We start from the raw sequence: 11,504 nt of genomic DNA on the forward strand, positions 1-11,504 counted from the left end.
ACAACACCACGAGACAGCCCCTGGTATCGATCCTCTTCCCTAAGAGAAGGGGATGATCGACCAGGGGCTGCCGGCACGACCGACCAGGGTAGTCACACGTCCACCGTCGGTTAGGAGCAAGCTAGATCATACGGCGCCGGACCCGCCACACCACCACACCGATCAGGACCGCCGCGACGGCGACGAACAGGGCCGCCTCGATGAGCTGGAAGGTCCAGAACCGGTCGGCCGGGTGGTAGACCTCGAACTGCTGGATGCCCCGCGCGTGCAAGAACTGGTTGAGGTTGGTGCCGGCCTGGTTGGCGGCGCCCTCCAGCTCGTAGTACTCGGTCCGGCTCAGCCTGCGCCCGGTGGCGTCCGCATAGCCGTGTTCGATTACCCAGGATGCGTTGCCGGGCACGGGCCGGTGCCCCGCCTGGTCCTTCGCGCCGTCGACGGAGACCGGCTCCATGGTGGTGAGCGGGGTGGCGTACGCGGGACGGGCCAACAGCGCCACCGACATCCGGGCGGCGAGGAACGCCCCGAACGCGACGCCGAACGCGGGCAGGCTGCGCCGCAGGATCGCCCCGGCGGCGGTGGCGACGCCGAACGCGAACAGCGCGTACGCCACCGGAACAAGTCCCTCCACGTCGAAGGCGTCGTACTGGAACCGCCCTTCCCACGCGTCGAATGGCTGACGGAACCAGGTGAGTACCGCGGTGAACATCCCGGTGAGCACGACGGTGACGCCGGCCAGTGCCACGAGCTTGGCCGCCAGCCAGCGCAGCCGCGGCACGGCCTGGGTCCAGGCGAGCTGCCAGGTGCCGCCCTCCAGTTCGCGGGCGAGCAGCGGCGCACCGAGGAACGCACCGATGGCAACGGGGACCAGGTAGAAGCCCGCCAGGAGGTTCTCGACGTACCCGTACTCCTCGTCGAGCCGGCGGAAGGAGGCCGCGCAGGCGTCGTCGACACCGGCCTCTCCGGCACACCGGGCGGGACCGCCGGGGAACAGGTCGTGGGCCTGCGTCCCGAGCACGAGCAGGGCGACGCCGAACATGCCGAGGAGCAGACCCAGGACGCAGACCTCGGTCCGGTGCTGGCGCCAGATCAACCACGTCATGCCGGCACCCGCGACGTGACCTCGGCGCTCGACTCGGACGGCCGGCGCAGGTAGGCCAGCACCAGGTCCTCCAGCGCAACCGGCTGGGCCTGCCATCCGGGCGCGGCCGGGATCGCGCCGTCGCGTACCAGCAGGGTCGTGTGCCGGTCGCTGTGCACGGCCTGCACGACGGTGTCGGCCCGGTCGAGGTCGGTGGCCGTACGCGGGCCGACGAGCAGCCGGTGCTCGGCGAGGAGGGTGGCGATGTCACCGGTGAGCGTGACCCGGCCGTGGTTGAGCACGACCAGGTGGTCGCAGACGCGCTCCAGCTCGTGCACGACGTGGGAGGAGAACAGGACGGTCACCCCGCCTTCGGCCACCGCGCCCATCAGGACCTGTAGGAACTCGTGCCGGGCCAGCGGGTCGAGGCTGGCCACCGGCTCGTCGAGGACGAGCAGGTCCGGCCGCTTCGCCAGGGCCAGAGCCAGCGCGACCTGGGCCTGCTGACCGCCGGAGAGCGTACCGGTCCTGCGGTCGAGCGGGATGCCCAGCTTCGCCAGCCGGCGCTCGGCCAGCCCCTGGTCGAACCGCAGGTTGCAGGCCCGGCCGAAGCGGAGCATCTCGGCGACGGTGAAGCCCTTGTACAGCGGGTGGTCCTGGGCGAGGAACCCGACCCGGGACAGCGTTTGCGAGGTGCTGGCGGTGACGTCGTGGCCGAGGACCTCCACCGTGCCGGCGCTCGGGGCCAGCAACCCGACGACCAGACGCAGCAGCGTCGTCTTGCCCGCGCCGTTCGGCCCGACCAGGGCGATCACGCCGCCCGCCGGCAGGGCCAGGGTGCAGTCGCGCAGCGCCCAGCCCTTCCGGTACCGCTTACCCACAGCGTCGGTGCGCAGTGCGAACTCGGTCGCTGTCACGCCACTTCCTCGTTCCTCGTCTGCTGGTGGACGGAGGTGAAAAGCGCGTCGACCGCCTGCTCGTCGAGGCCGGCCGCGTAGGCGCGGCGCAGCCAGGTCGCCAGGCCGCGACGCAGCGACGTGTACGTCGATGCGGACATCACGGCCGACTGCTGTTCGTTGACGAACGTGCCCTGGCCGGGCCGGCCGGTGACCAGGTTCTCCTGCTCCATCTGCCGGTACGCCTTGGCGACGGTGTTCGGATTGATCGCCAGGTCCTCGACCACCTCGCGGATGAGCGGGAGGCGGTCACCGGGTTGGAGAAAGCCCAGCAGCACCGCCTGGCGGACCTGCTGGACGAGTTGCAGGTACGGCGGCACGCCGGAGTGGGTGTCGAGCCGGAAGACGAACACGGCAGCTCCTTACCGCTTCACTAGTTTCATAGTAAAGCAGTAAGTTGGCGGTCAAGAGCGCCGACGCGCCGCCCGACCGCGGCTGCCTGGCCGGTAACCACAGCCGGCGGCACGGGCCGGGCCGGTGACGCAGCCGTTGGATCGATCTTGAGTCCGGTCCCCGGTCGGGACTACATTCACTGCACCGTAACCCCGGATTCCCGCACCGTGAGCACGGTCTCGACGCCTGTCTCCGCCCCCGCCGGCCCGCGCCGATGATCTCGGATCCCGGACCGGCCGACCAGGAGGACCAGATTGGACAGTCGCTCCGAGTTTCCCGCCGCCGGCGCCCAGCTTCCGGCCAGGGTCGCGGCCAGCCGCCGTCGGGCACTCGCACTCGGCCTGGGCGGTGCGGCCGCCCTCGCCACCACCAGCCCAACCTGGGCCGTCTCCGACCAGCGCCCCGGCGCCGTCCGTCCACCGAACCTGGGCGCGCACGACCGGCTGGTCGCCGGCCGGGTCTCGGCCCGGCGGGCCCTGCACCACCTGCGGCATCTCTCCGGCCGGATCGGACCGCGCATCGGCGGCACCTCCGCCGAACGGACGGCCGCCCGGTACCTCGCCGACGAACTCGGCTACCGGACGACCCTCCAGCCCTTCCCCGTCGCCGACAAGTTCCTCGGCCAGCTCAGCTCCCGTCCCGGCCTGCCCGACGACCTGGACTGGCAGGTCGGAGCGTCACCGCAGGCCGCCCTCGACACCCGGGTCACCGGTCCGGTGGTGGACGTCGGCGCCGGGGCGCCGGAGGACTACCCGGCGGACGTCGCCGGCAAGGTCGTCCTCGTCGACTACGTCGCGACGCAACGCGCGGCGCTGGTCGCCACCGCCGTGGCCAGGCAGGCCGCCGCGGTCGTCTTCCTGCCGGCAGACCTGGTGGAGCCGCGCCGGGCGCAGGCGTTCGCACCATCGCTGCCCGGTTCGGCCACCGCACCGGTGCCGCTCCCGGTGGTCGGCGTCGCCCAGGCGCAGAAGCACCGGTTGCGCCAGCGGCTCGCCGCCCGCCCGCTGACCCTGACCGTCGCCACCTCGGCGCACCGCGGGCTCACCTCGCACAACGTACTCGCCGAGCGGGCGCCGCGGTGGGGCGGGCAGGACGGGCCGGTGGTCATGGTGAGCGCGCACTACGACACCGTGATCGGCGCACCGGGCGCCAACGACGACGGCTCGGGTACGGTGCTCTGCCTCGAACTGGCCCGGGTCCTGCGCGGCCTGCCGGTGGACGCGACCGTCCGGTTCGGACTGTGGGGCTCGGAGGAGCAGGGGCTGCTCGGTTCCCGCTACTACGTGGCGCAACTTCCGCAGGCCGAGCGGGATCGGATAGTGGCCGTCTACCAGAACGACATGGTGGCGACGAGTTGGGATCCGGCGACCCGGTACTGGCTGCTCTCCTTCGACGGCGTGCCGAACCGGGCCACCGAAGAGGTGGCCGCCGCCGCGACCCGGCTCGGCTACCAACCCAGGATCTCGGCGGTGACCCGGCGCGGCTCCAGCGACCACCAGTCGTTCCAGGAGGTCGGCATCGCCAGCGCCAACTTCTCCTGGCGGGGCGAGGAGTCCCCGGCGCTGCTGGAGCCGCCCTACCACAGCCCGGAGGACACTATCGAGAAGAACGTCAGCCTGTCCCGGCTACAGGTGTCGCTGGAACTGATCGGCGCGGCCGCGTACGCCACCGCCCGGCAACCCTGACCTTCGACCGACCGCTCGCACGGTCGGACCATGCGATCCGCATGGTCGAACCGTGCGGCGCACGCCTGCCGGTCGAGCCGCGGCGCCGACAGCCTGGATCCATGAGATCGACGATCCCGGACGGCACGGTCCGGACAACCGAATCCACCGCCACCCCTCACGAGGCGGCCGGCACCTCTGGGACGCCCCGCTGGCGCGCCACCGGCCGTTTCCTCCGACACTTCGCCGAGATGGTCGTCGCGATGCTCCTCGGGATGCTGCTGCTCGGTCCGGCGTGGGAGGCGTTGGCCACCGCCGTCGACGCCACCACCGGATTCGACGCGGCCCGGATGCTGGACCGCCCCGACGTCGACGCGCTGGTGATGGCCACGAACATGACGCTGGCGATGACCGTCTGGATGCGTCACCGGGGCCACCGGTGGGCTCCGGTCGCCGAGATGGGCGCCGCGATGTACCTGCCGTTCCTGCTCTTCCTGCCGCCGTACTGGGTCGGGGCGGTGGACGGTGGGTTCCTGACGATGGCCGGTCACCTGCTGATGCTGCCCGCCATGCTGCTCGTGATGCTCCGCCGGCTGCCCGAGTACACCGGCGCGCACGCCGCCGCCGGTCACGTCGCCGCCGGTGGAGCGAGTGCCGGTCACGCGAGTGCCGGTCACGCGGCCCCCGGCCGCACGGGACGGGTCGTGGAGTGGCTGAAGCGGCGCTGGCCCACCTGGTTGGCCCTGCTGATGACCGTCGACAACTGGGCCGACCCCGCCGTGTTGGACGCCTGGGTGATGCTGGTCCTCCCGGTCGGCTACCTGGTGATCGGCACGGTACGTCGGCAGTTCGGCGACCGGCGGATCCTCGCGCTGCAACTCGCCGGGCTGGTCTTCTACCTGTTCCTGGTGGGTGCGGCGCTACTGACGCCGGACGAGTTGGGCCGTTATCTGGTCGGCGCCGGCTGGCTCGTCCACGCGGGGTGGGACTACGCCCACCACCGGGCCAACCGGGTGGTCCCGCGCGGCTTCTCCGAGTGGTGCGGGGTCGTCGACGTGGTGATCGGGATCACGATCATCTTCCTGGCCTGACGATCCGGCAGCGGTGGCGGCCCGACGATCCGGGAGAGGGTCGCCGCCCGACGGTCCGGCGGCGGTGCCGGGCGACGGAAGTCGGGACGGAACCAGCGGTAGGTTAGCCTAACCTTCAACTCGTCCTGACTACTTCAGCCCCCGTCGAGCGAAGGAGCCGAGCGTGCGGACCGGCAGTCCCACGGCGCGTACCGTGCTGACGGGCGCCATCACCGGCCAACTCCGGCACGTACTCGCCAGTGCGGGGCTGAGCGCCAGTCACCAGGCCGGCGAGGCGCTCGTACCGGTGCTGATCGGTGTCGTGATCGACCGGGCCGTCGGGCGGGGCGGCCTGGTCGACCTGATCGGCTGGATCGGCGTACTCGGTGTGGTGTTCGCGGTGCTGTCGACGAGCTTCCGGTTCAGCGCCCGTACCGGCGAACGCGCCGTCGAGCAGGCCGCGCACCGGTTGCGGATCGCACTCACCCGACGGATCCTCGACCATCGGGGCGGAGCGGAGACGGGGCGGCTGCCCGGTGCGCTGGTCGCCACCGCCACCGGGGACGCCGACCGGGTCGGTGCGGTGAACCGGGCGCTCGCCACCGCGATCGGCGCGTCGACAGGTCTGCTGGTCGGCGGCGTCGCCCTGCTGGTGGTCTCGGTGCCGCTCGGGCTCCTGGTGCTGGTCGGTGCGCCGCTGCTGCTCTGGCTCGCCCATCGACTCGGCCGGCCACTGGAGCGGCGCAGCCACGCCGAGCAGGAGAAGGCGGCGTACGCCTCCGGGGTGGCCGCGGACCTGGTGGCCGGGCTGCGCGTACTCAAGGGTCTCGGTGCGGCACCGGCGGCGGCCCGGCGCTACCGGCGGACCAGCCGGGAGGCGCTGGCCGCCACCGTCCGGGCGGCCCAGGCCCAGGCCTGGTACGACGGCACCCTGCTCGTCATCACCGGATTCTTCGTGGCCGCCGTCGGCCTGCTCGGCGGCCGGCTGGCCGCAGCCGGCGAGCTCACCGTCGGGCAGCTCGTCGCGGCGGTCGGCCTGGCCCTCTTCCTGCTCGGCCCGCTGGCCACCTTCGGCTGGGTGACCGCCGAGTTCGCCCAGGGCCGCGCCTCCGCCGACCGGATCGCCTCGGTGCTCGGCGCGGTAGCGTCGACGCCCGACGGGGACGGCTCCCCCGCCACTCCGGTGGTCGGCCGCGTCGCGCTGCGGGACGTCCGCCACGGCACACTGCGCGGCGTCAGCCTGCACGCCGCTCCGGGCGAACTGCTCGGCGTGGTGGCGACCGATCCGGCCGTCGCCGACGACCTGCTGCGTTGCCTGGCCCGGGACGTCGACCCGGCAGCCGGCACCGTCGAGCTGGACGGTGTCGGGCTGCACACCCTGGACCCCGAGCGGCTGCGCGCCGCGATCCTGGTCGCGCCGCACGACGCCGACCTGTTCGAGGGCACCCTGCGGGAGAACGTCGCCGCCCCGGCGCTCGCCCGGACCGAGGGCGTACGCCGGGCGATCGGCGCCGCCGACGTGGACGAGGTGGCCCGCGCCCTGCCGGACGGCCTGGACACCCTGCTCACCGAGCGGGGACGCTCGCTCTCCGGCGGGCAGCGCCAACGGGTCGCCCTGGCCCGCGCACTGGCCGCCGACGCACCGGTACTGGTGCTGCACGACCCGACCACGGCGGTCGACGCGGCCACCGAGGCCCGGATCGCGGCCGGGCTGCGGGAGCTGCGGCAGGGCCGGACCACCGTGCTGGTGACAACCAGCCCGACGCTGCTGGCGGTCACCGACCGGGTGGTGCTGCTCGACGGTGGCGCCGTGCGGGCCGAGGGCAGCCATCCGGAGCTGGTCCGGCGGGACGACGGCTACCGGGCATCGGTGCTCGGGTGAGCGCCGCCGTCGCCCGGGTCGAGGACACCGGTGCTGCGGTGCACCGCGCCAGCGCACGGATCGAGGACATCGGTGCTGCGGTGCACGGCGCCGTGGCACGGTTCGGGCTGACAGGGAGACCCAACCGATGAGCGAAGCCGCCGGAGCGGGTCGACCGGCCCGCAAGCTGCTGCCGGCGGCGACCGGGCGTCAGGTCCGGGTCACCCTGGCGGAGCTGCTGCGGCCACGCCGGTTCCTCGCCGTCCGCGCCCTCGGCCTGCTGGTCGGCTCCACCGCCGTCGGGCTGCTCACCGCGCCGCTGCTCGGGCACATCGTGGACCTGGTCGTCACCGGACGGCCGCCGGGCGCGATCACCACCCCGACGGTACTGCTCGGCCTGGTCGCGGTCGTCCAGGGAATCACGCTGGCGCTCGGGCTCTCCCAGGTCGCCCGGCTCGGCGAGGGGATGCTGGCGGACCTGCGGGAACGGTTCATCGACCGGGTCCTGGACCTGCCGCTGGACCAGGTCGAGCGGGCCGGCTCCGGCGACCTGACCGCCCGGGTGACCGGGGACGTGACAGTCATCGCCGAGGCGGTCCGGACCGCGCTGCCGCAGCTCGCCCGCTCCGGCCTGACCATCGGGCTGACCCTGGTCGGGCTGGCCGTACTCGACTGGCGGTTCCTGCTCGCCGCGCTGCTCGCGGTGCCGATCCAGTTGCACACCGCCCGCTGGTACGCCCGCCGGGCCCAGCCGCTCTACGCCAGCCAGCGGATCGCACACGGCGCGCAGCAGCAGCAGTTGCTGGACACCGTCGGCGGTGCCCGGACGGTACGCGCGTTCCGACTCACCGAGCCGCACCTGGACCGGGTCTCCGGCAGCTCGACGGCGGCTGTCGAGCTGACGCTGCGCGGGATCCGGCTGATGACCGGGTTCTTCGGGCGGCTCAACCTGGCCGAGTTCGTCGGGCTGACCGCCGTGCTGCTGACCGGCTTCCTGCTGGTGCGCGCGGACGCGGTCACCGTCGGCACGGCCTCGGCCGCCGCCCTCTACTTCCACAACCTCTTCGGTCCGCTCAACGCCGCGCTGAGCCTGGTCGACGACGCGCAGTCGGCCGCCGCCAGTCTGGTCCGGCTGGTCGGCGTCACCCGGTTGCCGGCGCCCCGGCAGCCGGAGCAGCGGCCGGTGCCGGTGGACGGTGGCGTCGAGGCGAAAGAGTTGCGGCACGCGTACCTGCCGGGGCACGACGTACTGCACGACGTCACGTTCAGCGTGGCGCCGGAGGAGCGGGTCGCGCTGGTCGGGGCGAGTGGGGCCGGCAAGACCACGCTGGCGAAGTTGATCGCCGGGATCCACCGGCCGAGTGGCGGCAGCATCCGGCTCGGCGGCGTACCGATCTCCGACCTCGGCACCGCCGTCGCCGGCCGCACGGTCGCGCTGGTCAGCCAGGAGGTGCACGTCTTCGCCGGTCCGCTCGCCGAGGACCTGCGGCTGGCCGGGCCGGACGCCGGTGACGAGGAACTGCTCGCCGCGCTGGACCGGGTCGGCGCGCTGGGCTGGGTGCGCGCCCTACCGGACGGGCTGGCCACGGTCGTCGGCGACGGCGGGCACCGGCTGACGGCGGCACAGGCCCAGCAGCTCGCGCTGGCCCGGCTCGTGCTGGCCGCGCCGCCGGTGGCGATCCTGGACGAGGCGACCGCCGAGGCCGGCAGTGCCGGCGCCCGCCAGTTGGAGACGGCGGCGGCCCGGGCGCTGGACGGACGTACCGGACTGGTGGTGGCGCACCGGCTGACCCAGGCCGCCGCCGCGGACCGGATCATCCTGCTGGAGGCCGGCCGGGTGGCCGAGACCGGTACGCACGACCAACTGGTCGCCGCCGGCGGCCGGTACGCGGCGCTCTGGGCGGCCTGGACCGGCACCCGGCCGCCAGCGGACGCTGCGTCCTGAGCCGGTCGGACGGCCGTCGGACAGCGATTGACGGTGCGCAGGTCCAGCGGCCACAATCGGGCCAGTGTGATCGTTAACATGCACCCGCTCCGAAGGTTGTTGGAGGTTTCGTGCACCAGGCCGCGTTGACCATCGATCCCGCGTTCCGGATCGGCGAGGTGGATCCGAGGCTCTACGGCTCGTTCGTCGAGCACCTCGGGCGCTGCGTCTACACCGGGATCTACCAGCCGGGCCATCCGACCGCCGACGAGCACGGGTTCCGCCGGGACGTCGCGGAGCTGGTCCGGCAGCTCGGGGTACCGGTGCTGCGCTATCCGGGCGGCAACTTCGTCTCCGGTTACAACTGGGAGGACGGGATCGGGCCGCGCGAGTCCCGACCCCGCCGGCTGGACCTGGCCTGGCGCTCGATCGAGACCAACGAGATCGGCGTCGACGAGTTCGTCGGCTGGACCCGCCGGGTCGGCAGCGAGCCGATGATGGCGGTAAATCTCGGCACCCGAGGAGTGGACGCCGCCCGCACCCTGCTGGAATACACCAACCACCCGTCCGGGACGTACTGGTCGGACCTGCGACGCAAGCACGGCAACCCGGACCCCTACGACATCAAGCTCTGGTGCCTCGGCAACGAGATGGACGGCCCGTGGCAGACCGGGTTCACCACCGCCCGGGAGTACGGCCGGCTGGCCGCGCAGACCGCCCAGGCGATGCGCCAGGTCGACCCCTCGATCGAACTCGTCGCCTGCGGCAGCTCCGGCAGTGGGATGCCCACCTTCGGCAGCTGGGAGGCGACCGTCCTGGAGGAGGCGTACGACCTGGTCGACTACGTCTCGGTGCACAGCTACTACCAGGAGCACGACGGCGACCGGGACAGCTTCCTGGCCAGCGCCGTCGACCTGGACCAGTTCGTGGAGTCGGTGGTCGCCACCTGCGACCACGTACGCGCGGTCGGCAAGCACCGCAAGCGGATCAACCTATCGGTCGACGAGTGGAACGTCTGGTACCAGAGTCGGTTCGTCGGCCAGGAGAAACTCGACTGGGCGGAGGCGCCCCGGCTGATCGAGGACACCTACTCGGTGGTGGACGCGGTGGTCGTCGGCGACCTGCTGATCTCGCTGCTCCGGCACGCCGACCGGGTCAAGATCGCCTGCCTGGCCCAGCTCGTCAACGTGATCGCGCCGATCCGCAGCGAGCCGGGCGGGGCGGCCTGGGTGCAGCCGACGTACCACCCGTTCGCGCTGACCTCCCGGCACGGGCGCGGCACGGTGCTCCGGGTCGAGCCGACCGGGCCGCGGCACGACACCAGCCGGCACGGCGAGGTGTCGACGGTCACCGCCACCGCAGTCCGGGACGAGGAGTCCGGGGCGGTCACGCTGTTCGCGGTCAACCGGGACCAGCGCGAACCGCTCGCCCTCGACGTTGACCTGCGGGCCTGCGGCGAACTGGTCGGCGGCGAGCACGTCGTGCTCACCGACCCGGACCCGGAGGCGACGAACAGCGCGGACGCGCCGGAGCGGGTCACCCCGAGCCGGCTGGCCGACCCGAAGGTCGAGGGCGGCCGGGTGAGCGTCGTGCTGCCCGCGCTCTCCTGGAACATGATCCGGCTGACCCGGGCCGGATGAACTCCGCGGCGTCACCCTCAGTAATGCTCCTCCCTGGTCGAGAACAGCCCGATGACCACGACGTCGGCGCCGTCGAGCGGATCGTCGACGTTCCGGTACCGCTTTAGGATCGCCGGCATGCCGCTGCGACCTGTCCAGGTGAACATCAAGGCTCTCGACCCCCCGGCGGTCGGCCGGTTCTGGGCCGAGGCGCTCGGCTGGACCGCCTATTCCGGCGAGACGACCTACGTCGGTCCGGGCGGCGGGCTCGTCTGGCCGGACCCGGTCGCCGTCGGTGTCAACGTCGTTCCCGTTCCCGACCCGAGGACGACGACCAAGAACCGGGTACACATCGATCTTGCCACCAGCTCTGCGTCGCACCAGGCGGACGTGATCGCACGTCTCCAGGCGCTCGGTGCGACGCCCGTCGACGTGGGCCAGGAGAACGTGCCGTGGACGGTCCTCGCCGACCCGGAGGGCAACGAGTTCTGCGTACTGGAGCCTCGGGAGGTCTACCGGGACACCGGGCCAATCGCCGCGGTGGTGGTCGACTGCACGGACCCCCGGGCGATGGCCCGGTTCTGGGACGAGGCGCTGGACTGGACTCTGCACGAAGCGGCCGACGATTATGCGGCGCTGCGCTCCGCCAGCGGTGTCGGGCCGTACCTCGAGTTCCTTCGGAGGCCCGGCGGGAAGACCGTGCCGGACCGGGTCCACCTCGACCTGCTGCCCTCCTCCGGGGACGGCACGGCGGCGGAGGTGGCCCGGCTGCGGGCCCTCGGCGCCACCGACCTCGACGTGGGCCAGGGCGACGTCCCCTGGACCTGCCTGGCCGACCCGGACGGCCACGAGTTCTGTGTCCTCGCCGCTGCCGAAGCGCAAAGCTGAGCGGCACTGTCCGGGCTGGCGGACCGACGCCGTCCCTGGCATACCCGACCG

Annotated in this window: 9 protein-coding genes; 6 read left to right on the forward strand and 3 right to left on the reverse strand. The window is 72.8% G+C overall.

Going from position 1 to position 11,504, the window contains the following annotated elements; genetic code table 11:
* Positions 1-121: 121 nt before the first annotated feature.
* The 3 genes from O7626_RS16255 to O7626_RS16265 are packed head-to-tail and all read right to left on the reverse strand — an operon-like array spanning position 122 to position 2,387.
* Positions 122-1,099 carry an ABC transporter permease subunit gene (locus O7626_RS16255; protein ID WP_278062005.1) on the reverse strand — a complete coding sequence of 326 codons (978 nt, stop codon included), beginning with the start codon at positions 1,097-1,099 and terminating at the stop codon, positions 122-124.
* Complete coding sequence (locus O7626_RS16260; protein ID WP_278062006.1) at positions 1,096-1,995, reverse strand: ABC transporter ATP-binding protein; 900 nt, start codon at positions 1,993-1,995, stop codon at positions 1,096-1,098. Before O7626_RS16260 ends, O7626_RS16255 begins: the two co-directional genes overlap by 4 nt.
* Positions 1,992-2,387, reverse strand: coding sequence for a GntR family transcriptional regulator (locus O7626_RS16265; RefSeq protein ID WP_278062007.1), 396 nt, complete (start codon positions 2,385-2,387; stop codon positions 1,992-1,994). Before O7626_RS16265 ends, O7626_RS16260 begins: the two co-directional genes overlap by 4 nt.
* 294 nt (positions 2,388-2,681) lie before the next feature.
* Between O7626_RS16265 and O7626_RS16270 the strand changes: the two genes are divergently transcribed.
* The 6 genes from O7626_RS16270 to O7626_RS16295 all read left to right on the forward strand — a co-directional run bounded on the left by O7626_RS16270 (position 2,682) and on the right by O7626_RS16295 (position 11,453).
* Positions 2,682-4,112, forward strand: coding sequence for a M28 family peptidase (locus O7626_RS16270; RefSeq protein WP_278062008.1), 1,431 nt, complete (start codon positions 2,682-2,684; stop codon positions 4,110-4,112).
* Positions 4,113-4,213: 101 nt separating this feature from the next.
* Positions 4,214-5,182, forward strand: coding sequence for a hypothetical protein (locus tag O7626_RS16275; RefSeq protein WP_278062009.1), 969 nt, complete (start codon positions 4,214-4,216; stop codon positions 5,180-5,182).
* A gap of 163 nt (positions 5,183-5,345) precedes the next feature.
* On the forward strand, positions 5,346-7,043 hold the full coding sequence (locus O7626_RS16280) for an ABC transporter ATP-binding protein (protein WP_278062010.1): 1,698 nt from the start codon (positions 5,346-5,348) through the stop codon (positions 7,041-7,043).
* 127 nt (positions 7,044-7,170) lie between these two features.
* A complete protein-coding gene (locus tag O7626_RS16285) occupies positions 7,171-8,967 on the forward strand; it encodes an ABC transporter ATP-binding protein (protein ID WP_278062011.1) in 1,797 nt (598 codons plus the stop codon).
* Between the two features lie 110 nt (positions 8,968-9,077).
* Complete coding sequence (locus O7626_RS16290; protein WP_278062012.1) at positions 9,078-10,586, forward strand: alpha-N-arabinofuranosidase; 1,509 nt, start codon at positions 9,078-9,080, stop codon at positions 10,584-10,586.
* A 117-nt stretch (positions 10,587-10,703) separates the two neighbouring features.
* The gene (locus tag O7626_RS16295) at positions 10,704-11,453 is read left to right on the forward strand and encodes a VOC family protein (protein WP_278062013.1); all 750 of its coding nucleotides are present in this window, start codon (positions 10,704-10,706) and stop codon (positions 11,451-11,453) included.
* Positions 11,454-11,504: the final 51 nt, after the last annotated feature.

This window comes from Micromonospora sp. WMMD1102, assembly GCF_029626265.1.
In the GTDB taxonomy this organism is placed as follows: domain Bacteria; phylum Actinomycetota; class Actinomycetes; order Mycobacteriales; family Micromonosporaceae; genus Plantactinospora.